At 70.9% G+C, this 22,461-nt stretch carries 20 protein-coding genes and 2 pseudogenes; 10 read left to right on the forward strand and 12 right to left on the reverse strand.

The features are described 5' to 3' along the window. Positions 1–24: 24 nt before the first annotated feature. Positions 25–1,803, reverse strand: coding sequence for a substrate-binding domain-containing protein (locus ACIOJD_RS12585; RefSeq protein WP_401911807.1), 1,779 nt, complete (start codon positions 1,801–1,803; stop codon positions 25–27). A 237-nt stretch (positions 1,804–2,040) separates the two neighbouring features. On the opposite strand from ACIOJD_RS12585, the gene ACIOJD_RS12590 reads away from it, so the two are divergent. Beyond that, on the forward strand, positions 2,041–2,820 hold the full coding sequence (locus ACIOJD_RS12590) for a CPBP family intramembrane glutamic endopeptidase (protein WP_401911810.1): 780 nt from the start codon (positions 2,041–2,043) through the stop codon (positions 2,818–2,820). 141 nt (positions 2,821–2,961) lie between these two features. Here the strand turns inward: ACIOJD_RS12590 and ACIOJD_RS12595 are convergent, their stop codons facing one another. The 5 genes and pseudogenes from ACIOJD_RS12595 to ACIOJD_RS12615 form a co-directional block, all read right to left on the reverse strand. Next, positions 2,962–3,783 carry a PhzF family phenazine biosynthesis protein gene (locus tag ACIOJD_RS12595; protein ID WP_401911813.1) on the reverse strand — a complete coding sequence of 274 codons (822 nt, stop codon included), beginning with the start codon at positions 3,781–3,783 and terminating at the stop codon, positions 2,962–2,964. Positions 3,784–3,932: 149 nt separating this feature from the next. Beyond that, entirely contained in the window at positions 3,933–5,666 is a 1,734-nt protein-coding gene (locus tag ACIOJD_RS12600) for an ABC transporter permease (RefSeq protein WP_401911815.1), read from the reverse strand. A gap of 75 nt (positions 5,667–5,741) precedes the next feature. Next, positions 5,742–5,937 (reverse strand): annotated as a pseudogene (locus ACIOJD_RS12605) (ABC transporter ATP-binding protein); the annotation flags it as partial. Between the two features lie 86 nt (positions 5,938–6,023). Beyond that, positions 6,024–6,674, reverse strand: coding sequence for a response regulator (locus ACIOJD_RS12610; RefSeq protein ID WP_401913845.1), 651 nt, complete (start codon positions 6,672–6,674; stop codon positions 6,024–6,026). After that, entirely contained in the window at positions 6,574–8,514 is a 1,941-nt protein-coding gene (locus ACIOJD_RS12615; protein ID WP_401911818.1) for a sensor histidine kinase, read from the reverse strand. Before ACIOJD_RS12615 ends, ACIOJD_RS12610 begins: the two co-directional genes overlap by 101 nt. Positions 8,515–8,972: 458 nt before the next feature. On the opposite strand from ACIOJD_RS12615, the gene ACIOJD_RS12620 reads away from it, so the two are divergent. From ACIOJD_RS12620 to ACIOJD_RS12640, 5 genes are all read left to right on the forward strand, one after another. Next, positions 8,973–9,464: a DUF2975 domain-containing protein gene (locus ACIOJD_RS12620; protein ID WP_401911821.1), complete on the forward strand. Its 492-nt coding sequence runs from the start codon at positions 8,973–8,975 to the stop codon at positions 9,462–9,464. Then, entirely contained in the window at positions 9,464–9,685 is a 222-nt protein-coding gene (locus ACIOJD_RS12625; protein ID WP_401911824.1) for a helix-turn-helix domain-containing protein, read from the forward strand. Before ACIOJD_RS12620 ends, ACIOJD_RS12625 begins: the two co-directional genes overlap by 1 nt. Positions 9,686–9,927: 242 nt before the next feature. Then, complete coding sequence (locus tag ACIOJD_RS12630; protein ID WP_401911826.1) at positions 9,928–10,533, forward strand: PadR family transcriptional regulator; 606 nt, start codon at positions 9,928–9,930, stop codon at positions 10,531–10,533. A gap of 229 nt (positions 10,534–10,762) precedes the next feature. Beyond that, positions 10,763–11,314 carry a Clp protease N-terminal domain-containing protein gene (locus ACIOJD_RS12635; RefSeq protein WP_401911828.1) on the forward strand — a complete coding sequence of 184 codons (552 nt, stop codon included), beginning with the start codon at positions 10,763–10,765 and terminating at the stop codon, positions 11,312–11,314. 58 nt (positions 11,315–11,372) lie between these two features. Next, a complete protein-coding gene (locus ACIOJD_RS12640; RefSeq protein ID WP_401911830.1) occupies positions 11,373–12,362 on the forward strand; it encodes an EamA family transporter in 990 nt (329 codons plus the stop codon). A gap of 114 nt (positions 12,363–12,476) precedes the next feature. On the opposite strand, the gene ACIOJD_RS12645 is transcribed toward ACIOJD_RS12640, so the two are convergent. After that, positions 12,477–13,196: a pyridoxamine 5'-phosphate oxidase family protein gene (locus tag ACIOJD_RS12645; RefSeq protein ID WP_401911833.1), complete on the reverse strand. Its 720-nt coding sequence runs from the start codon at positions 13,194–13,196 to the stop codon at positions 12,477–12,479. 35 nt (positions 13,197–13,231) lie between these two features. Between ACIOJD_RS12645 and ACIOJD_RS12650 the strand changes: the two genes are divergently transcribed. Next, positions 13,232–14,563 carry an aminotransferase class I/II-fold pyridoxal phosphate-dependent enzyme gene (locus ACIOJD_RS12650; RefSeq protein ID WP_401911835.1) on the forward strand — a complete coding sequence of 444 codons (1,332 nt, stop codon included), beginning with the start codon at positions 13,232–13,234 and terminating at the stop codon, positions 14,561–14,563. Positions 14,564–14,724: 161 nt separating this feature from the next. Here the strand turns inward: ACIOJD_RS12650 and ACIOJD_RS12655 are convergent, their stop codons facing one another. From ACIOJD_RS12655 to ACIOJD_RS12675, 5 genes and pseudogenes are all read right to left on the reverse strand, one after another. Beyond that, on the reverse strand, positions 14,725–15,216 hold the full coding sequence (locus ACIOJD_RS12655; protein WP_401911837.1) for a Rieske (2Fe-2S) protein: 492 nt from the start codon (positions 15,214–15,216) through the stop codon (positions 14,725–14,727). Positions 15,217–15,259: 43 nt separating this feature from the next. Beyond that, the gene (locus tag ACIOJD_RS12660) at positions 15,260–17,479 is read right to left on the reverse strand and encodes a prolyl oligopeptidase family serine peptidase (RefSeq protein ID WP_401911839.1); all 2,220 of its coding nucleotides are present in this window, start codon (positions 17,477–17,479) and stop codon (positions 15,260–15,262) included. Between the two features lie 273 nt (positions 17,480–17,752). After that, on the reverse strand, positions 17,753–18,559 hold the full coding sequence (locus ACIOJD_RS12665; protein WP_401911840.1) for an alpha/beta fold hydrolase: 807 nt from the start codon (positions 18,557–18,559) through the stop codon (positions 17,753–17,755). A 107-nt stretch (positions 18,560–18,666) separates the two neighbouring features. Then, positions 18,667–18,866 (reverse strand): annotated as a pseudogene (locus ACIOJD_RS12670) (hypothetical protein). A 144-nt stretch (positions 18,867–19,010) separates the two neighbouring features. Then, a complete protein-coding gene (locus ACIOJD_RS12675) occupies positions 19,011–19,673 on the reverse strand; it encodes a DUF4232 domain-containing protein (protein ID WP_401911842.1) in 663 nt (220 codons plus the stop codon). 517 nt (positions 19,674–20,190) lie between these two features. Here ACIOJD_RS12675 and ACIOJD_RS12680 point away from each other — a divergent pair. From ACIOJD_RS12680 to ACIOJD_RS12690, 3 genes are all read left to right on the forward strand, one after another. Beyond that, a complete protein-coding gene (locus tag ACIOJD_RS12680; protein ID WP_401911844.1) occupies positions 20,191–20,433 on the forward strand; it encodes a hypothetical protein in 243 nt (80 codons plus the stop codon). A 529-nt stretch (positions 20,434–20,962) separates the two neighbouring features. Continuing rightward, positions 20,963–21,865, forward strand: coding sequence for a HipA family kinase (locus tag ACIOJD_RS12685; protein WP_401911847.1), 903 nt, complete (start codon positions 20,963–20,965; stop codon positions 21,863–21,865). Next, on the forward strand, positions 21,862–22,245 hold the full coding sequence (locus tag ACIOJD_RS12690; protein WP_401911849.1) for a DUF3037 domain-containing protein: 384 nt from the start codon (positions 21,862–21,864) through the stop codon (positions 22,243–22,245). The genes ACIOJD_RS12685 and ACIOJD_RS12690 overlap by 4 nt, the downstream gene beginning before the upstream one ends. Positions 22,246–22,461: the final 216 nt, after the last annotated feature.

A 22,461-nucleotide genomic window follows, 5' to 3' on the forward strand; every position in this document is an offset into this window, starting at 1 on the left:
CCCGGCGCCCGTCCGCCCCGGGCGTCAGGACTCGTGCGCGCGGCCCATCGCCATGATGGCCCGGAGGATCACGGCCTGGATGTCGGCGGGGTCGGTCACCTCGTAGCCCGAACCCTCGGTCGCCTCGGCGATCTCGCCGACCTCGCCCCGGTCGGCGTCCGGTCCCACGGCGACCGCGATCAGCGGCACCGGACGGCTGGGATCCGCGAGCTTGCGCAACTGCTTGATCAACGTGCCGCGTGAGATGGAGTCGTCGTCCTTGTTGGAGCCGTCGGTGAGGACGATGACCGCGTTGAACTTGCCGCGTACGTAGTCGGCCTGGGCCTTCTTGTAGGCGGCCAGCGTCGTGTCGTACAGACCGGTGTCACCGCCCACGATGGGCTCGAGCGCGTCGATGGCCTCCGACAGGCGTTCGCGGTGGGTGCCGCCGTCCGTCACCGGTGCGCCGAGCCGGGCCGTCCGCTCCAGCTCGCGGTAGTCCTTGGAGCCGTCCAGGCGCGTGCTGAACTCCCACAGGCCGATCTCGTCCTCGGCGGTGAACGTGGCGAGAGCCCGGAGCAGCGCGGCCTTGGTGAGAGCCATCCGGTTCTGGCCCTTGCGGCCCGGCACGGGCGCCGCCATCGAACCCGAGGCGTCCACGACCGTCGTCAGCCGCGCGCTCTGCACCGACACGGCCCACAGGCCGAGCGTCTGCTGGAGGCTCTCCGCGGACGGTGGTCCCGCGTCGCCCTTCTCGTACGGCTGGGGTGAACGGCCACCGGCCATACGGACCAGGGCGGGCTTGACTTGGCTGTCTCCCGTCCGGAAGCCGTGGCTCTCCAGTGTGCGGTACGACGGTTCCTCGCCGAGCAGGGCGATGAACCGCATGGCGGCGCGGCTCTGGTCGGTGGTCAGCTGGGTCTGGTCGACCAGGTTGTAGGGATAGTCGAGTACGGGCGCGCCGTCCGTCGGATAGAAGAGTTCGAGGTTCGCGGCGCCGTCGCTCTCGGAGTTGTGGGCGAACGCGGCCTGTTCGGAGAGCAGCACGGCACCGTTGCGGCGGGGGTTGTCCTTCTCCGTGACCGAGTCGTTCAGCGCCAGGGTCTGCGGCACCTGGGTGTCCGAGTCGGAGACGCGCCGGGTGAGGAGTTTGGCGGTGGCGGCGGTCCGGGTGTCACCGCCGGGGCCCTCCTGCCGTGCGGACTCGGCGATGCTGCTGAGCGCGAGGAGTCCCGTGGCGCTGCGGCCCGGGTCGGCCGAGCCGAGGAGGAGCCGGTCCGTACCGGTCGCCGCGCTCGCCACCTCGGCCCACGTGTAGGTCTTACGGGGCCAGCCCAGCGCCTGGGCGGAGGCGGGCACCGCCGCCAGTGTCACGGGAGAGGCGGCCACATTGCCGGCCGGGGTGAGCGGCACACTGTCACCGAAGTCGCCGGCGCGGTCCACCCAGACGTCGGAGTCGGGTACCCAGACCTGGAAGTCGGGGGTGCGCGAAGCGTTGGCGAGCGCGTCCGCGACCTTGTAGTTCTCGCGGGCCGTGACGCGGATGTCGAGGCACCGGTCGTCGGAGGTCACCCTGTCCCGCCTGGCCCGGTCGGCGACGCCGCGCAGGGCCGGGGCGATATCGGGGGACGCCACGAGGTCCAGCCGCACGGGGTCGCTCTCGCACGAGTCGGCTAAGGAGAGCAGTCCGCTCTGTGCCGCGATTCCTGTTCCCGCCGCCACGGCCAGCACGAGTGCGGTGGCGAGGGTGACGTGCTGACGGCGCGGCGAACGGGCCCTGCCCGCGTTCCTCGCGCGTCTGTCGGGCAAGCTGTGACGTCCCATGGTGGGGGAGCCCCTCCTTCGTGAAGGGTGAACAAGGGCCGGGAGGATGAACAAGTGCCGGGAGCATGGACAAGGGGCCGAAGGACGGACGGGCAGGGCTACGCCGCTGTACGGCGTCCGCCCCCGGCCTGTCTCGTGCGATCTTCGTACCTGCATTCGAGACCCTAGCGGCGCTGTGACGGGCATGATGGCGGGATTACTCAACTGGAGGCAGGTGTGCAGGCGGAGGCGGGCCAGATGGCCGGTTCTTTTCCCCAGGAGGCCATCTCACGGAAGACCTTGCGCTCCGAGACGGTGCTTGTGCTGGCGCTCTCGCTCGGCGCGAGCGGTGTGTCGGCGCTGATCAGTTTTATTGGTTCGCTGACGAAACCGGAGTCGCTGAACAGTCAGGCAGCCACGCTCAATTCGTCGGCGGCACCGGGCCGACCTTGGCTCGATCTCGCCTGGCAGCTGTTCGGCATCAGCACCGCGCTGGTGCCGGTCGCCCTGGTCGCGCATCTGCTGCTGCGAGAGGGCAGCGGCGTGCGCGACATCGGCTTCGACGGGCGCCGGCCCTGGCCGGATCTCGGCCGCGGAACGCTGGTGGCGGCCGGTATCGGCAGCGCCGGGCTCGCGTTCTACCTGGTGGCGCAGGCGGTCGGGTTCAATCTGACGGTGGTGCCGGAGTCGCTGCCCGACGTGTGGTGGAAGTTCCCCGTGCTGATCCTCTCCGCGGTGCAGAACTCCGTGCTGGAGGAGGTCATCGTCGTCGGGTATCTGCTGCGCAGGCTCGGACAGTTGGGGTGGACGCCGATGGCATCGCTGGCGGCGAGTTCGGTGCTGCGCGGCTCGTACCACCTGTACCAGGGGATCGGCGGCTTCATCGGGAACATGGTGATGGGCGTGGTGTTCGTGCTCCTGTACCGGCGCTGGGGGCGGGTCGGTCCACTGGTGGCGGCCCATGCTCTGCTCGACATCGGAGCGTTCGTCGGGTACGCGCTGCTGGCGGGGAAGGTGGGCTGGTTGCCCACGGTGTAGGTCCTGTCGGTGTGGTCGGCGGGGGTCGGTGTGGTCGGTGTGGTCGGTCGGGTCGGTGTGCGGGTGCCGGCGAGGGGCGTACGGGGCGCCTCGGTTCCGTACGCCCCTCGATGCGGCCGCGAGCAGGGATGTCCCGTTGTCTCAGGGCGAGCTGAACAGCTCGCCGTCGATGACCGTCACCGCCCGGCCCGTGAGCAGGGTCCGTTCGCCGCGCAGCGCGGTACGGACGAATCCCGTACGGGCGGAGGCCTGGAAGCCGGTCAGCTCGGCCCGGCCCAGCCTGGCGGACCAGAACGGGGCGAGTGCCGTGTGGGCGCTCCCGGTCACCGGGTCCTCGTCGATGCCGACACCGGGGAAGAAGCACCGCGAGACGAAGTCGTAGCCGGCGCCCGGATCGTCGGCGACGGCGGTGGCGATGACGCCGCGCCGGGAGAGCGCCGCGAGTGAGGCGAGGTCGGGCGCGAGGCCGCGCACGGTCCGCTCGTCGGCCAGTTCCACCAGCAGATCCCCGATGTCCTCGGAGGTGTCGTGCACCGCGACCGGCTCGGCGCCCAGTGCGGCGGCGATCCCGTCCGGGACCGGCACCGGGGTGAGTGCGGACGTCGGGAAATCGAGAGTGAGAGAGCCGTCGTCGTGTGTGGCGGCGCCGAGGATCCCGGGGCGGGCGGCGAAGCGCAGCGCGCCGGTCGCACGTCCGGTGGAGTGCAGCACATGGGCGGTGGCCAGGGTGGCGTGACCGCACATGCCCACTTCGGTGGCCGGGGTGAACCATCGCAGCGCCCAGTCGGCGTCGCCACCGGCGGGCAGGGGGTGGGCGAAGGCCGTCTCGGAGAGGTTCACCTCGGCCGCCACCTGCTGGAGCCAGGTGTCGTGGGGAAAGGCGTCGGAGTCCAGGAGCAGCACTCCGGCGGGGTTGCCCGTGAAGGGACGGTCGGCGAAGGCGTCGACGATTCGAATCCGCATGCCCGGAGCGTACGAGGCACGGGAACCCGCGCGCCAAGGCCAATCCGGAGCAGTTGGCCCCGCGACGGTGGCCGGCCGTGGCCGGATGGGAAACACCGGTCGGTGGCACGGCCGGCCACCACAGGGCACGAACGTCGGCGAGGCAGGGCCTAATACGCGTTGATCGACCGCAGCATGTTCAGGCGGGCCGCCCGCCGGGCCGGCCAGAGCGCCGCCGGCCCCCCGATCGCCAGGCCGAGCAGCAGGAACAGGCCGAGCCGCGGCCAGGGGAGCACGATCTCGTACTGCGAGAGCGAGGAGCCGGTGAGGCTGCCGCACGCCCAGGCCAGGAAGATCCCCGTACCGATACCCAGGGCCGCGCCGAACAGCAGGCCTTGGAAGGTGTCGCCCTTCGACAGGCCGGTCTCCTCGGCGAGCTTGCCGGTGACGCCGAAGAGCCGGGTGGTGACCGCCCCCGCGAGCCGGATCAGCGGCCGGGACAGCAGCGGTGCGATCACGATCATGCCCGTCATCGTGAGCACCGAGCCGAGCACGGCGCCGATGAGGTTGGCGTCGGCTCCGTCCGTGCGCGTGGAGACGTACAGCATGATCAGGACACCAGCGCCGGTGAGCAGCACACCCAGGCTGTTACGGAGCACCATGCCGCGCTTCGGCGGCGCCTGGTCGACGGTACTCAGTGCCTCCACCGGTGCGATCTTCGCGGCCTTGCGGGACGGCAGCCAGGCGGCGAGCACGGTGACGCCGACACCGACCACGAGGGACCACACGAGCGTGGCCGCGGAGATGACCAGGGGGCCGTCCGGCAGACCCGCGCCGCTCGCGTTGAGGAGCGGCCTGAGGCCGGTCGCGATACCGAGCCCGAGCGCGAATCCGGCCACGGAGGCACCGAGTCCCAGAAGCCCGGCCTCGATAAGGACCGCGCGGACGACCTGGCGGCGCGAGGCCCCTACGGCGCGCAGCAGCCCGGTCTCGCGGCTGCGCTGAGCGATCAGCATGGTGAAGGTGTTGGCGATGATGAAGACAGCGACGAACAGCGCGATCCCGGCGAAGGCCAGGAGCATCCGGGTGAGCCCCTTGGCTTCCTCGGCGATCTGCTTCGCCTGCTCGTCCGCGAGCTGAGCGCCGCTGGTGGCGGTGATGCCCTCGGCGGGCAGCAATTGGCGGATCTCGTCGGCGAGTTCCTGATCGTCGGTGCCGGGCGCGGAGCCGACGGCCAACTCGTCGAACCGCCCCGCCCGCAGGAAGAGCTGCTGGGCCGTCCTGGTGTCGAAGAGCGCGAGGGTGCCGCCCGCCGTCACGCGCGGGTCGTCGGTCTCGACGGTGCCGACCAGCCTTTTGGTGAGTGCGGGGCCCTCGACGGCGAAGCGGACGGAGTCACCGATGCCGTAGCCGGCCTTCTCGGCGGTACGGCGGTCCAGCGCCATCTCTCCGGCGGCGGTGGGGCCGCGTCCGGAGCTGACGGGGAAAAGGCTGTCCCGGTCGCTGTGGCGTGTGTCCGGTGCGTAGTTGGTCGCCAGGTTCTGCCAGCAGTTGTCGGCGTTCACCGGCCGGCCGTCCTTCGCGGCCAGGGTGGCGGTGCCGTTGACGACGGGACGCCGGGACGTGACGCCGGGAACAGCACGGACCCGGTCGGCGAGATCGTCGGTGAGTGCTGTGGACCGGCCGTCGTACGTCTGGCTGCCGGGGTCCCACGCGGACTCGGCCTGTACGGATACGGCGACGTCCTCGAGGTTCTTGGCGGAGGCACCGCGAAGGGCCTGGGTGACGGTGTCACCGAAGACGAGCGTGCCGGAGACGAAGGCGACGCCGAGCATGACCGCGAGGGCGGTCATGACCAATCGGGATTGGTGCGCGAAGACGTTGCGCAGGGCTGTACGCAGCATGGTGGTGGTCCCGCTTCTGGGGTGTGTCGCTTCGGAGTGTGTGGCGGAAGTCCGGGCGGAGAAGGGGAAGTTGGATCAGCTGGTGCGGTCCTTGGTGTCGAACTGCCTCATCCGGTCCAGGACGCTCGGGGCGGTCGGTGCGAGCAACTCGTCGGTGAGCCGGCCGTCGGCGAGGAAGACCACGCGGTCGGCGTAGGCGGCGGCCGCCCGGGTCATGGGTGACCATCACGACGGTCCTGCCCAACTCCCATACGCAATGGCGCAGGAAGCCCTCCTCGGGGCGGACGGCCGGGTCTGTCCTATGGCAGAGACGATGTGCGGGTGTCCTGCGGCAGGGACAGTGGGCGGGGCCGCTGCTCAGGACACCAGCCCCGTGCGGTACGCCAGTACCACCGCCTGGACCCGGCTGTCCGTGCCCGTCTTCACCAGGACGGCGCTGACGTGGGTCTTCACCGTGCCCACGCCGATGCCCAGGTGACGGCCGATCTCCGCGTTGGCCAGGCCCCGGCCCAGGAGCGCCAGGACATCGCGCTCCCGGCCGGTGAGTGCGGCCAGCCGCCGTCCGGGGACCGCACCGGACGCAGCTGCCGACGCGCCCCGCGTACCGCCAAGGCCGTTGAGCATCCGCTCGATGACGGCGCCGGTGACTCCGGGGGAGAGGACGGCGTCGCCCCCGGCGGCGGCCCGAACCGCGCTGATCAGCTCCTGAGGACCCTCGTCCTTGAGGTCCTTGAGGAGAAAACCGGTGGCCCCGGACCGTAGCGCGCGCGTCACGTTCTCGTCGTCGCCGAACGTGGTGAGCATGACGACCTGCGGCCGGGGCCGCAGAGCGAGGAGCCGCTCGATGGCGGCGAGCCCGTCGAGCACGGGCATCCGGACATCGATCAGCGCCACGTCGGGACGGGTCTCACCGGCTGTCCGCACGGCCTCCTCGCCGTTCGTCGCCTCGCCGACCACCTCGATGCCGTCGGCATGACGCAGGATCAGCCGGACGCCGTGCCGGATCATCTCCTCGTCGTCGGCGAGCAGGACCCGGATCGGGCGGTGGTCGGAAGCGGGAAACTCGGTCATGGGGACTCCCACGGCGGTGTCTGTGACACCACCGGTACGGGGAATCGGTCGATGGCGGCCAACGTATCGCCACGGAAGCAGTACCGGACGACCATGAGGTGACCGGGGCCCTCCTCGGCGTCCACGGCCTCGGAGCCCCCGGACCCGGGGGCCGCGTCGGCCAGGGGCCTGAAGTCCTCGTACGGCACCAGCGGGTACATGCAGCTCGTCGCGGACTCCGGGTGGGCCGGCTCCCGGCCGGTCGCCGCCGCGCGCACCGACGCGTGGTCCCCGTACACCGCCTCCTCCACCTTCGTACGGGACATCCCGATCCGGGGCTCCACGGGATCGGGATGGACGGGTTGCGGAAGGCCTGGGTGACCAGCAAGAGGCCGCCCATCATCAGCACGCCCACGCCCACGCCCGCGAGGCCGAGGAATCCGGTGAGGGCACTCACGCCACGGCCTCGGACACCGGTGGGCGCGTTCTCGGAGCGGGATTCGGACGACCTGGATGGTTCGGATGACTCGGATGGTTCGGACGACTCGGACCGTTCGGACGACGACGCACGCGAGGGGCCGCCCGCAGTGGCGAAGCTCGCTCCCGGGTCCGGCTGCGCCGGGATCCGTGCTGTCACCTGGAAGCCTCCGGCCGGCCTCGGGCCGGCCGTCGGGGATCCGCCGAGCAGTGCCACTCGCTCCCGCAGCCCGACGAGGCCGCGTCCCGAGCCCAGGCCGGTCGCCGCTTCCGGGGTCACGGGCGGAAGCCCGTTGCGTACGAGCACGTGCACCTGGTCGTCGGTGTGCGTGACCGCCACGGTGACCCGGGCTCCGGCGGCGTACCGGTGCACATTGGTCAGCGACTCGCGCACCACACGGTGCACCGCACGTCGCACCTGGGCCGCACGGTGCGTCAGGTCGGAGCCGTCCCAGGTGAGATCGACGGGTATGCCGCCGCTGCGCGACTCCTCGGCCAGCGCCTCGACGTCGGACCGGGTACCCGTCGTGTCGGTCAGGGCGTCGGTCCCGGTGTCCCGCCCCAACGGGCCCAGGACACCGAGCACTTCGCGCAGCTCCCGCATCGCGTCTCCGGCGGCCCGGCGCACCAGGGCCGCCTCGTCGCGCAGTTCCGGCGACTCCTTCTGCAGCGCCATCTCCAGGCCGCCCGTGTGCAGCGAGATCAGGCTGAGCCGGTGGCCGACCAGGTCGTGCATCTCAGCCGCGATCCGGGACCGCTCATGCATCCGGGACTCGCTCTCCGCGAGCCGGCGGGCCGCCTCCGCGACGGCGGCCCGTTCCCGAAGGGCCTCCAGCAGCCGGCTCTGCTGTCCGCCCGAGATGCCGAGAAGGCCCGGCACCAGAAGCGTGGTGGCGGCGAGTACGACACCGAGCGCGAGCCCGAACGGGTGGCTGCCGAGCGCGATTCTCGGAACGAAGACGGCGCCGGCCAGCGTCGCCAGAACGGTCGAGGCGAGCAGCACGGCGTTCCGCCGCCGGCGGGCCACCAGTTGCCTGGCCGTGGTGTACGCGATCACGGCGGCCGGCAGTCCGGCGGCGGGCAGCAGCCCCACGACGGCGGAGACGCCCAGCAGACTCACCGTGGGGAAGCGACGGCGGACGGCGAGCAGGGCGAGGACGACGACGGGGAGGAGGATTTGAGTCTCGCTCAACGGGTCGTCCAGGACGACCATGACGAGGAGCATCAGCAGCGCGCCGCCGGTCACCTCAGCGAGCGCGTGCCACCGCCGCCGGCCCTGCTCGCCAGGGGCCGTGAACGCGTTGGGGGACTTGGGCGCCATCGGTCAGTTGTCGGTGGGGGTGGTGTGTGTCTGCTGCGACCTGGGGATGAGGTGCCGCTCCGTCGAAAGTCAGAGGCCGAGAGCAAGAGGCGTGGAGCAGGCGTTGCTCGGGGGCGCCCGGGGGCCGGACGACTGCCAGGACCGCCGTGTTGTCCGTGAGGTCCGGGTCGAAGCCGAAGGGGTACTCGCCGAACTCGCCGAACGTGGGGTGGATGCTCACGGCACTGGTCACGTCGGGCACCGCGGTGTCGACGCGCACGGAGAACACGAACGTGCGCTGGGTGTCCTCCACCACCCGGTACCGCGGGTTGCAGTCGTGGTTTCACCGGAGTCCGGCACCGTCCAGCTCCTGCCTCTCCTGATCGTCCTGATCGCCCACCGCCGTCCTCCGCCTCGACCCTTGATTTACCTATCGATACTCGATAGATTTCCATCGCAACTCGATGGAAGGATGAGGTATGGGAAAGCTGGCAGTGCGTGCGCTTCGCGCCGTGCTCGTGGTGGTGCTCGCCGGCACCGTGCTCGTGCAGGCGTTGATGGTGTGGGTGTTGGTCAGCGGGAGCGATCCGGAGGACGGGTCGCTCCCGCTGACCGCGCTGCGCGTGATCGCGATCCTGGGCATGGGCTCGGTCCAGGTCGCCCTGGTCTGCGTATGGCGGCTGGTGACGATGGTGCGACGTGGAACCGTGTTCTCCCATGCCGCCTTCCGGTACGTGGACGGCGTGATCGGCGCGATCGTGGCGGCTGCCCTCCTGTGGTTCGCGGTCACGGCCTTCAATGCGCCGGGCCAGCGGGACGACCCGGGCGTCACCGTCATCATGGGCGGGGTCGGCGTGGCCATCCTGGGGGTCGCGCTCATCGTGCTCCTGCTGCGGATGCTGCTCGCCCAGGCTGTCGCGCGCGACGTCGAAGCGGCCGAGATGCAGGCCGAGTTGGACGAGGTGATCTGATGCCGATCGTCGTCGACATCGACGTGATGCTGGCCAGGCGGAAGATGTCCGTGGGCGACCTCGCGGATCGCATGGGGATCACGCCCGCCAATCTGGCGGTACTCAAGAACGGCCGCGCCAAGGCGGTGCGCTTCACGACCCTCGCCGCGCTCTGCGAGGTGCTCAAGTGTCAGCCGGGCGACGTGCTGCGCTGGGAGGCCGAGGACGCCGCGGGCGAATGACGTCCCCGGCGGGCGTGAAGGCGCCCGGTACCAGCGGCCCGCGACACGGCACGTGGACCGCATGGACGTGGATCGCCGATCACCCGCGGTGCCGTCCCGATGTTCCACGGAACGGATCAGCTGGGACATGGACCGGATCCCTTGAGGCGGGACAGCGCTCGCGGCCGTAGGGCTTGTCGTGCGATGCATTCCGATATATCGTTGACGCATCGCGACAGATCAACGATGAGGGGAGCGTAGGGATGCGTTCACATGGACACGAGCATGGACCGGGACCCGGTCACTGCGGGCCCGGCCATCCGGGCCGGGGCGACTTCGAGGGGCGGCGCGGGGCCTTCGGCCCGTTCGGTCCGCCCTTCGGGGGTCCGTTCGGCGGTGGCGGCCGGGGGCGCGGCGGCGGCCGGGGAAGGGCGCGGCGCGGTGACGTGCGTGCCTCGATCCTGGCGCTGCTGAAGGACCGGCCGATGCACGGCTACGAGATGATCCAGGAGATCGGCGAGCGCAGCGGCGGGGCCTGGCGCCCCAGCCCCGGGTCGGTGTACCCGACGCTCCAGCTGCTGGAGGACGAAGGGCTGATCACCAGCCGGAGCGAGGGCGGCAAGAAGCTGTTCACGCTCACCGAGGCCGGGCGTACGGAGGCCGAATCGGGCCCCGAGGCTCCGTGGGAAGAGGCCGGTCGTGGAATCGACTGGGACACGATGAACGAGATCCGTCAGGCCGGCTTCGGGCTGATGGAGGCGTTCGGACAGGTCTGGAAGACCGGCACACCCGAGCAGCGCCAGAAGGCGCTCGGAGTCATCAGCGAATCACGGAAGAAGCTCTATCTGATCCTCGCCGACGAGGACTGACCGAGGACTGACCGAGGACTGCCCCCGGTCCCGTCGTACGAGGGCTCTGCGGCCGGCAGCCGCAGGGCCCTCGCGCGTTCGGGGCGCGGCGCGCGTCCTCCCGGGGCGAAAGGAGGGTGATCTCATCCGTAAGGAGGAGAACCCGTCCAGATGTACCCAACTCCGGTGGGACGCCAAGATGCTCCCCGCCGGGGATGCCCGGAGCCGGGGAGGCTGATGGGGTGGGAGTGTGCAAAGCCCTTCATCGCGGATGCCGGAGCAGTTCGCGTCGACGCGTACCGATTCCGTACCCACGCCCGCTGGTTCCGTGGGACCCGCCGATACCGACGCCCGGCTGACCGCGGAGCTGGTGTCGGTTCTTTCCGGCGCGCGCCGCAGGGCGCTGCGCGACGGGGACGCCCAGGTCGACACGGCTCATCTGCTGCACTCGCTGATCGAAGCGGATCCCGAGGTGCGGGCCGCGTTCGACGGCGGCCACCAGGTGGCGCGGGTGCTCGGCTACCTCGTACAGCGCAGCATCGGTTATGGGCTGCGCTGGCAGGGGACGGTCGAGGACTCCGGGGCTGTCCCCGTCGTACGGGACCGTACCGTGCCGGGCTGGGCGCCACCGGCCGTCACCGCCCTGACAGCGGCGATGGAACGCGCCGCGCGCCGCGGTGACCCACGGGCCGGAGGGCTCGATCTGCTCGCCGCGCTGGCCGCCGACCGGCAGTGCCGGGCGGTCGAGGTGCTCGAACGGGCCGGTGTGGACGCACGGTCGCTGGCCGACCGGCTGGCCTGAACGTTTCGACAGGTGTCATCGGGGTGACGCTCCTGTCGCCAGCTGTCATGATGACGTCATGTACGCGACTAAGGGGAGGAGCGTCGGCCTGGGGCTTGCCCTGGGCTCGGCGTTCGCATTCGGTGGTTCGGGCGTCGCGGCGAAGCCGCTGATCGAAGCGGGGCTCGACCCGCTCCATGTGGTCTGGCTACGGGTCACCGGCGCGGCCGTGGTCATGCTGCCCGTGGCCTGGCGCCACCGTGACCTGCTGCGCCGCAAGCCGGCGCTGCTCGCCGGTTTCGGCCTGCTGGCCGTGGCGGGCGTCCAGGCCTTCTACTTCGCCGCGATCTCCCGTATCCCCGTGGGCGTCGCGCTGCTCGTCGAATACCTCGGTCCGGCGCTCGTCCTGCTCTGGGTCCGCTTCGTCCAGCGCCGCCCGGTCACCCGCGCGGCCGCGGTCGGGGTGGTCCTCGCGGTGGGCGGTCTCGCCTGCGTGGTCGAGGTCTGGACCGGACTGCGGTTCGATCCGGTCGGCGTGCTGCTCGCCCTCGGGGCCGCCTTCTGCCAGGTCAGCTACTTCGTCCTGTCCGACCAGGGCAGCGACTCGGCGGACTCCACGCGGGCGGACCCGCTGGGGGTGGTCGCGTACGGGCTGCTCGTCGGGACCGTGGTGCTCACCTTCGTCGCCCGTCCCTGGCGGATGGAATGGTCCGTGCTCGGCGGTGCGGCCGGGATGGGCGGTTCGCAGGTGCCCGCCGCCCTGCTGCTCGGCTGGATCGTGCTGATCGCCACCGTGCTCGCCTATGCGACGGGAGTGCTCGCCGTGCGCAGGCTCTCCCCGCAGGTGGCGGGGGTCGTCGCCTGTCTGGAGGCGGTCGTCGCCACCGTACTGGCCTGGGTGTTGCTGCGGGAGCACCTCTCGGCGCCCCAGATCATCGGAGGCGCGGTCGTGCTGATCGGCGCCTTCATCGCCCAGTCGTCGACACCCAAGGCACCGTCGGGGCCGGTGGCGGGCGGTACGGGAGCCGACGATCCGGCGCGGTTGTCCAGCGGGAGCCCCGCGGTTTAGCGGTTCTCGCGGAACCGGCGGCCGCCTCCCGTGGCTCAGCGCGCGGTTTCGGCCTGAGGCACGGCGGGGCCGGACCGGCCCCGCCGGACGGACCTCTTCTTCCCGCGGATCGCCTCAGCGCGCGGAGAGATAGTCGGGCAGGGCCACAGCAGGGTCGAGATCGTCGGCCGGGACCGGGGTGCCGTAGCCGCGCGTGACGGGGACGACGCCGGTCCAGTACGGGAGCGAGGCGTCTTCCGGTTCGTCGTTGGGGCCACCCGTACGGATCTTGGCGGAGACCTCGTCCAGATCGAGGCCGAGCACGGCGGTCGCCGCGAGCTCGCGGTCGTTGGCGCGGCGCGAGTCGTCGGAGCGGCCGGGCACCGCCTGGTCGACGATCGCGTCGAGTGCGATGCGGCGCTCGTCCGGGTCGGTCACCTGGCGGGCGATGCCATGGACCACCACGGAGCGGTAGTTGATCGAGTGGTGGAAGGCGGAACGCGCCAGCACCAGGCCGTCGACGTGGGTGACGGTCAGACAGACCGCGAGTCCCGGGTCCGCGGCGGCGGTGTCTTCCGTGCCGGGGGCCGCGCCGCCCGGGTGCGCCGACTCCGGCGTCCTCGCCATGCGCAGGGGGCGAGAGCCGGTCGATCCGTGGACGTACAGCCGCTCGCCCACCCGCGCGTAGAGCGTGGGAAGGACGACCGGAGCGCCGTCGCGGACGAAACCCAGATGGCAGATGTACGTCTCGTCCAGTATTCCGTGCACGGTTTCGTGGTCGTACGAGGCCCGCTCCCGGGCGCGGGTGGGGACGGTGCGTGCGGTGGGCCGGTAGGCGGCGGGGGATTCCGGCATGGCGTTCTCCATTGCACTAGTGCATAATGTTGTTTGTGCTAGGAGAGTATCGGATTTCAGGTCGGCGCGCGGCGGAGATTTCCGCCGACGTGGAGCGCGCGGTCGGCGCAGGCGCATTGGTGCCGGGGCAACTACTGCCTCCCATGCGGGAGTTGGCGGCTGATCTCGGGGTCAATCCGAATACCGTCGCGGCCGCCTATCGGACTCTGCGCGAGCGCGGGGTCATCGAGACGGCCGGCCGCAAAGGCAGCCGGGTGCGCCCGCGCCCGGCCAGTACGTCGCGCGGGTCGATCCGGGTCGACCCGCCGCCCGGCGTTCGGGACGTGTCGGAGGGCAACCCCGATCCGGCCCTGCTGCCTCCGCTGCACGACGCTCTCGCGGCCGCCGCGCTCCACAACGCGCAGCAGCCGGGGCTGTACGGACAGGACCCGGTCGACCCGGAGTTCGCCCGGCTCGCCCGTGCCGGGCTCGACGCCGACGGGGTGCCCGCCGGGCCGGTCGCCGTGACCTCCGGCTCGCTGGACGCGATCGAACGGGTACTGGCGGCGCATCTGCGGCCGGGCGACGCGGTCGCCGTCGAGGACCCGGGCTGGGGCAGCCTGCTGGACCTCGTGCCCGCGCTCGGACTGCGGCCCGTACCGGTACGGCTCGACGACGACGGACCGCTGCCCGGTGATCTGGAGCGTGCGCTGCGCTCCGGCGTCCGCGCGGTCATCGTCACCGACCGCGCGCAGAACCCGACAGGCGCGTCGGTGTCCTCGGCGCGCGCCGAGGAACTGCGCGCCCTCCTCGCCGAACGTCCCGAGGTACTGCTCATCGAGGACGACCACGGTCATCACATCGTGGATCTGCCGCTGCACCCGCTCGCCGGGGTGACGGACAGCTGGGTGCTCGTACGTTCCACCGCGAAGGCGTACGGACCGGATCTGCGGCTCGCGGTGGTGACCGGGGACGCACAAACCGTGGACCGGGTGACCGGACGCCAGCGGCTCGGACCCGGGTGGGTCAGCCGGCTTCTTCAGTACGCCGTCGTGCGGCTCTGGACCTCGGGAGCCGTGGACGTGTCAGAGGTGGCGCGGGCCTACGGGGAGCGCCGCGACGCCCTCGTACAGGCGCTGGCGGACCGGGGGGTCGACGCGCGCGGACGCAGTGGGATGAATGTCTGGGTGCCGGTGGCCGACGAGACCGGTGCGGTGGCGCGGCTGCTTCAGGCCGGCTGGGCGGTCGCGCCCGGGGCGCGCTTTCGGCTGACGACGCCTCAGGGCGTACGGCTGACGGTGTCGGCGCTGACGGCCGCCGACATCGAGGCGGTCGCCGACGCGGTGGCAGCCGCGGCGGGCCCGGCGCCCGCGCGCAGTTACGGCTGACACGGCACGGGCGCGTACATGCGGCCCGGCCGCCGTCGGGCAGCCGGGCCGCATGTACGCGGGCACGAGCGCAAGGAAGCGCGGGCGGTCGACGGCTGACAGACTTCACCCGCTGCCGACGAAAAGTGAAGTCTGCCAGCTGTCGGCCGCCCGCGCCCCTGTTACGCGAGTGTGATCGAGTCGCCCGAGACTTTGATGGCGGTGGCGGGCAGCGGCTTGGTCGCGGGCCCGGTCTGCACACTGCCGTCCGTGGCGCTGAACTTGCTTCCGTGGCACGGGCAGTTGATCACCCCGTCGCTGATGCCTTTCACCGCGCATCCCGCGTGGGTGCACTTGGACGAGAACGCCTTGAACTCGCCCGCCGTGGGCTGCGTGATCACCACACCCTGGTCGGCGAAGACCTTGCCACCGCCCTCCGGGATGTCGGTGGTCTTCGCGATGGCGGCTCCCGCTCCGGCTGCTGCACCATCACCACCGGTGGAACTGTCTCCGGTGGCTCCGGTGTCCGCCGAGCCGCCGTTCGTGGCGTCCGACTCCGACCCCGAGTCCGAGCCGCCGCACGCGGTGAGCGCGGCGCCCAGCCCCACCGCTCCCGCCGCGGCCACCACGGTCCTGCGTGCCACGATCCGAGCGGTCCCCTGCGTACCCGTCATCCCCAGCTCCGTTCCGTGCCGGCCCCTCGATCGACCGGGTTCATCAGAAGGTACGGGGAGGGACGCCGGGATGTTCAGATCCCAAGAGTTTTTTAAGAAAGTCCAGTTCGAGGAGGAGAAGGCTGTCGGCCGTCCCCTCCCGGGCGACGAGGTGTCCCGTTCCCGACAGCGGCAGTACGGTGTGCGGCCGGCCCGCGGCGAGCAGCGCGGCCGACAGGCGCAGTGTGTGGGCCGGGACCACATTGTCGTCCGCGAGCCCATGGACGAGCATCAGCGGCCGGGACAGCTGATGGGCGTACGGGGGCAGCGAACTGCGCTCGTACTGGTCGGGCTGGACGTCCGGATGTCCGAGATACCGCTCCTCCCAGTACGTGTCGTAGAGCCGCCGGTCGGTCGGCGGGGCCCCGGCGATCGCCGCGTGGAACACATCGGGACGGTGCAGCACGGCGCCCGCCGCCAGATAGCCGCTGAACGACCAGCCCCGGATGGCCACCCGTCCCAGGTCCAGGGCGTCGTACCGCGCGGCCGCCGCGTGCAGCGCGTCGATCTGGTCGTCCAGGACGGGCCCCAGCCGGTCGCCGACGATCGCCCGCTGCCACTCCACCCCGCGTCCGGGGGTGCCGCGCCCGTCCGTGACCAGGACGGCGAAGCCCTGCTCGGCGAACCACTGGCGCACCACGGTGTGCCACGCGCGCGCCGCGGTCACGACCTGCATGCCGGGGCCCGCGTACGGACTGAGCAGCACGGGCAGCTTGCCCGAACCCGGCTCGTACCAGGACGGCAGATGCAGCTGACTGCGCAACTCCCGTGCGCCCAGACTGAGATGGACCGGTCGAGGAGTGATCAGCGGCTCTTCGGCGAGGACCTTGATCCGGCCGGTCGGTGTGCCGTCGCGTACCACCGTGACGGTGTGTCCGGCCGCGGTCCGGCTGTCCAGCACCAGTGTGCCGCCTCCGGCGGTGGCGGTGTGCAGTCCCGGCTCGTCCGTCAGCCGGACGAAGCCGCTCCCGGAACCGTCCTGTGGTGTGTACGACCAGACATGGGTCTCGGTCGGCTCCTCGCTCGCGGTGAAGAAGACCCGCTCGCCGGCCGTCCCCAGTACTTCACGGACATGCAGTCCGGCCGGGGCGAAGGCGTTCCCGATCCGGATTGTGCGGACGTCGTCGCGTACCACGGACGTCACCGGCGTACCCGAGGCGGTGTGCAGCGGCGTGCCGGGCCGGCACTCCACCCAGTCCTTGTCGGTCGTCACGGACAGCGGCTCGAAGCCACCGCTCGCCGGGTCGACCGCGAGGACCCACATCGTGCGCTGGTCGCGGGTCTGGAGGGAGACGACCGGGCCGACGCTCTCCCAGCCGGCGGTCACGACGTACTCGAAGGCGGGATCGTTCCAGAGGCCGCGCGGGGAGTGCTCCTCGGGTGCCGCACGGGGCAGTTGGACGGGAGTGCGCGCGCCCTCGACCGTGATGAGACTCAGCGAGGTCTCCGCGTTGGGTGTGCCGGCCGCCGGGTAGGGGACCGACCGGGGCGGCCGGTCGGGGTTGGACGGGTCCCCGATGTACCAGCGCCGCACCATCGACGTGTCGACACGCGCCACCAGCAGCGCGTCGCTCTGCGGCGACCACCAGTAGCCGCGTGACCTGCCGATGGACTCGGCGGCGGTGTGGTCGGCCAGCCCGTAGGTCACGTCACGGGTCTCCGGCTCGGCGAGCGGCCGGTCCTCCGTCCTCCCCGTGGTGTCCGCCGGGTTCGCCGGGTTCGTTGTGTCCGCCGTATCCGTTGTGTCCGTGCCGCCGGTCCGTACGACGCGCAGCGCGCCGTCGGTGACATACGCGATCCATGTGCCGTCGGGGGAGAGCCGCGGGTCGACCGCCGGTCCCGCCGTGCTGATCAGCCAGGGAGCGCCACCGTCCGTACGTACCACCCACAGCGTCCCGCCCAGCGAGAACACCGCGAGCCGTGCCTCCCGGTCGGTGGCGTACGCGACCACTCCGGCCGTGTTGGCCCCGGCCCGCGCCCGGCGGATCTTCTCGGCGGCCGGAATCTCATCCGCTCCGGCCGTCGGCGGCAGTGTCCGGGGGTCGGCGAGGATCCGTTCCGCGCCGTTCTCGTACAGCCACAGCAGACCGCACGGATCGCCGCCGGAAACGGACCGTGTGAACAGCACGCGTTCGCCGTCGGGGGAGACGGTGAACTGGCGTGGCACACCGAGCGAGAAACGCCGGGTGCGGGCGAACTGGCGGGGAAGCGCGGTGTTTTCCATGGGCTCCACATTTCGGTTCGGGACAGAGCGAGGCCGGGTCGGTCGGGCGGGTGTGGGTGTGGGTGTGGGTGTGGCGTGATGGTTCTGGTCCCTCCCGTGCGCGAGAGGCGAAAAGCCGAGCGGGTGAGGGACCAAGGACACCAAGGGGACCGAACACGCGGCGGCCCGCGGCCGGGCCCGCGGGGAACTGGTTGTGCACACCACCATGGCGCTTGGATCACACCCGGAGTCGGTCTCTGTCGTCGCGAGCCGGTGTGTGGCGGTACGGGAGACCTACCAAAGGCCGTCGAGGAACTCCGCGACCAGGGCGCCGGCTTCGTGGCGGCATTCCTCGAAGTAGGCGTGGCGTGCCCCGCGGAAGACGTGTGTCCTGGCGTGAGGAATGCGGGCGGCGAGCAGGGAAGCGTTGTCCGGCGGTGTGAGGCGGTCCTCGTCGCCGTGGAGGATCAGAGTCGGGGCGCCGATGCCGGGGAGGACGTCCCAGGCGTTGTGTCCGTTGCTGGCCACCAGGTGGCCGCGCCGGGCGTGCGGGGGCATGTCGGGATCGCCGAGCGTTGTGTACGGACCGGGGTGACCGGCCAGCCAGGCCGGCGTGTACATCAGATCGATGAGCGCTTGCCGTGACGCCGCCGGGTCGGCCTGGACGAGGGACCGCCGTACCGCGATGTCCCGTTCGACGGCGTGCGGACCGCCGGGGGAGGTGCAGCCCAGGACCAGGCGCCGGACCCGCTCCGGACGGCGGGCGGCGATCCACTGGGCGACCCGGCCGCCCATGGACGTTCCGTAGACATCAGCCTTCTCGACACCCAGCTCATCGAGCACGGAGAGTGCGTCGTCGGCGAACTGCTGCGTGGAGTAAGGGCCTTCGGGCCTGCCGCTGGCGCCGGTGCCGCGGTAGTCCATGGTGATCGTGCCGTGCGTGGCGTGGAAGTCCTCGCGTATGCCGTCCCACCAGCGGTGGTTGTTCGCCTGACCGGCCAGGAGCAGGAGCGGGTGTCCGGAGCCTTGACGCTGGTACGCCAGGACAGTGCCGTCCTGGGCGCGGGCAGAAGTGTGCGGCTGTCGGTCGGAATCCGGCATGTGACCAGTCTACGAAGGCCGTCGGTGCTGGTGTCCGGACGGTGGTGTCCGTCCGGACCTCGGGGCGCCGGTCGGCGGAGACGGATCTTTGCGGCGGGGAGGAACGTTCAGCCGTCCGCGCTGGTCCCGTCATCGGTGCTCCCGTTCAGGCGACGCCCATTCCTCCCGGAGCGGCGCACCACCTTGGCCGCGGCGAGCGTCATGGCCGCCACGGCACGGACCCAACGGGCCCGCCACGGTCCGCCCACACCACACATACGCACCCGCCAACGGCGAGCGCCAAGACGCCGAGCAGCACAAGAGTCATTGTATTTCCACCTCTGCATTCGTTCGGTCCTGCTGATCATCGTTCGGATACCTGGGCGCAGCCGCACCGGCACGAGTTTCGAAGGTCCCCATGATCCAGGCGTGGTGAAGAGAGCCTTCTCCGGTCGCGGAGGGGACGTGCGGGTCAGCCGCCCTGACCGGCGCTTCCGATCGGGCCGACCTTCACGGGGGAGCCGGCGCCGTCCGTGACGGGAAGCGTGTCGGCGCCCGGCCAGTCGAGAGTGACCGACTTCGTCTCGTCCGGCGGGGTGACCACCAGCTCCGTGACGCGGACGCCGGAGCCGCCCGAGTCGTTGATCGGGTAATGGATGCCGAAGGCCACCGACTCCCCGTACTTGAGAACGCCCGGGACGACCTCCTCGCCACTGCGCTCCGCGGACAGCGGCCCCTCGCTCGTCTTCAGGCCGACGCCCGCGTACCCGGACAGCGCGCAGTCCCTGCCGCCGCCGTTCTTCAGCTCCACCGCGACCGTGCGATCGTCGTCGCCACCGACGGTGGCGTCGATCGCCGAGATCTCCAACTCGTCGGTGCGGCACTTGCCGGCCTCGCCGTTCTCGTCGGAGCCGGTCCCGGCGGCCGTGCCCTGACCGCCGGGGCTCTCCGCGGCGGAGTCCTTGCCGCCGCTCTGCTCCGAAGTGCCCGAGCCCGAACCGCCGCCCGAGGAAGACGCGGTGGAGGCGGACGACGGGTCGCTCTGTCCCGTGACGCCCTCGTCGTTCTGGCAGGCCGTGAGCGAGAGGCCGGCGGCAATGGCCAGGGCGGCGACGGTGAGCTTGTGAACGCGCATTTCCGCTTCCTCGGTATCGGTTGGGGCCGGCTGCTCGGTCCGAGTCGGTACGAGCGAGCGTTTCTGACTACAGCGAGCGTTTCTGACTACCAGGAGCCGCGCGGCGCGGCGAACGTTCCGCCCAACCGTCCCCTAATACATCCCTGTTACACGCACAGTCAGGCGCAACGCGCACCATCGCCGGGCACCACCGCCGGGCACCACCGCTGGGCACGGCCCCGTACGCACCTGTTCGCTGCCGTCGCCAACTGGGACGGTCCTGTAACCCGGCGCGGTTGACGGACGGGAAACCGCACGGGTGTCTTCCGAAGGAACCGATGCGGCTTGTTGACCGTCTCTCAACTCGTGCGGCGAATCTGAACTCGTGCGGCGAACCTGGCGGTTCCAAGGCCGAGGAAAGGCCAAAGCAGCTCTTTTGAAATGGAGCAGTGCCGCCATAGGATGCCGACGTCGCCGCGATCTTCGCGGATTCGAGCAGGTGCAATTCTGCCTGCCATTCTGTCACATGGAGAAAAAGTTGAAGAACATACGCCGTGCTCTGGCTGTTTCCGCTGTAGGCCTTATCTCCGCTTCGACTCTGGCGCTGGGGGCCGGTACGGCCTCCGCCTCGCCGGAGGGCCCGCGGGAGCCGCAGGAGCCGCGCCACTTCACCAGCGCCCTTGCTTGCCAGACCACCGGCAACACGTGGGCCCAGCAGGGAAAGCTCACGGGCTTCCGTTGTGTCCAGGAGGGCAACTCCTGGGCCCTTTACACCTGGTAGACCCGAGCTTGAGCCTGACGTTCCCTCACGCCTGATCGAGGTGACTGGAACAGGGCACTGAGTCGAAGGGGCGCCCCCTGAAGGGGCGCCCCTTTTGTGTGCGAACAATGTTGACGTGAGTAATGCGCGAACGAAGCGATGCGGGGCGGAGCCCGCGTTCCAGAGCTGTAGCAGTAAATGCGTCATGCCTTGCCTCCGTGGACGGAATCCTCCATCGCAGGTGAGTGTGGACGCTGTCATCGACAAAGAAGGATCGTCGCAGGCATCCACGTCCTGGCCTTGGCTCGCGGTGGCTCGGGCACTCCTCGGCGGCGGTCACCCTTGGTTACTATGCTCACTTCATGCCGGAAGCCGGAAGCCGGAAGCGAGGGGCGCACCGTCACCGACGGGATGCCGGGGAGGCAGGGGGTGCGGCATGGCAGTCGAAGCTCCTGAGATTCCCCAAGGCTGATCGCGCATACTCCCTGGAGTGTGCGTGTCTGGAGTTGACCGTGGATTGTACGGCTAGAGAGTCGGATGGCCTGGGAAAATGCTGACAGAAGTCGAGGCGACTCGCTACGTCACGCCTTTGCGTGAGGGGGGTTCGCTCCCGGGGATCGTCGAGGCCGACGATCTCGGTACGTACGTCATGAAATTCACCGGCGCGGGGCAGGGCCGCAAGACCCTTGTCGCAGAGGTCATCTGCGGTCAACTCGCCCGCAGGCTGGGCCTACGGGTGCCGCAACTGGTGACCATGCGGCTCGACCCCGTCATCGGACTCTCCGAGCCGGACCAGGAAGTGCAGGAGCTGCTGAAGGCGAGCGGTGGGCTGAACCTCGGCATGGACTATCTGCCGGGATCGATCGGCTTCGACCCGCTGGCGTACCAAGTGGGACCGGAGGAGGCCGGGCGTATCGTCTGGTTCGACGCGGTCATCAACAACGTCGACCGCTCCTGGCGCAACCCCAACATGCTGGTCTGGCACGGCGATGTGTGGCTGATCGACCACGGTGCCACCATGATCTGGCACCACAACTGGCCGGGTGCGCAGGCCTCGGCGGCCAAGCCGTACAACGCCTCCGACCACGTGCTCGCGCCCTTCGGGCCCAAGATCGCGGCGGCCGCCGGGGAGTTGGCGCCGCTGGTCACGGAGGAGCTGCTGGTTGAGGTCGCCGCCGACGTACCGGACGCGTGGCTGGCCGACGAGCCGGGCTTCGAGTCCGCCGACGCACTGCGCCGCGCGTATGTGGAGCCGCTGCTGGCGCGGGCCGCGACGATCCACGAGCGCATCACACTCGACGCGCCGGAACGGAGCAAGCCCTCGCAGGCCCCCGGCTGGCTGGTCGACCGCCTCACCCCCCGATCGCACACGAAACGGGAAGCGGGACGGGCCGGGCAGCGCGGCGCGGACGACGCGACGGCCATGGGTGATGCGAAGGGCAGTGGCCGGTGAGCGCGAAGGACGTCTACGAATACGCGCTGCTGCGGGTGGTGCCGAGAGTGGAACGCGGCGAGTACGTCAACGCCGGGGTCCTCGTCTACTGTCGCGCGCGGTCCTATGTCGCCGCCAGGACCCATTTGGACGAGGCCAGGCTGACGGCCCTCGACCCGCGGGCGGACGTCGTGGGGGTACGGGCGGCGCTCCGCGCCGTCGAGGGCGTCTGCCACGGCGGCGACGCGGCCGGACAGGCCGCGGCCGACGACGCGGGCCGGCGCTTCCGCTGGCTGATCGCGCCGCGCTCCACCGTCGTACAGCCCGGCCCGGTACACACCGGGCTGACGGCCGATCCGGCGGCCGAGGCGGAACGGCTGCTCGATCTGCTGGTCCGCTGAGGGGAAGGCGATCGGCCGACGGGTGGCGCGCTCGTCGGCCGCCCGGGTCGCCGCTCACTCCGTCGCCCGGTTCGCCGATCCGGGCCGCCGCCGCGTGTGACGTCCCCGCTGATCGGCCTGTCGGTCCAGGGGCCGTTGACACCGAGTGCCGGGGCTTCTAGCGTCTCGTCTGCTGAAGCTACTAAGCGGTTGCTCAGCGAGTGAGAGCCGCAGGTT

This window comes from Streptomyces sp. NPDC088116 (assembly GCF_044741745.1).
Classification (GTDB): Bacteria; Actinomycetota; Actinomycetes; order Streptomycetales; family Streptomycetaceae; genus Streptomyces.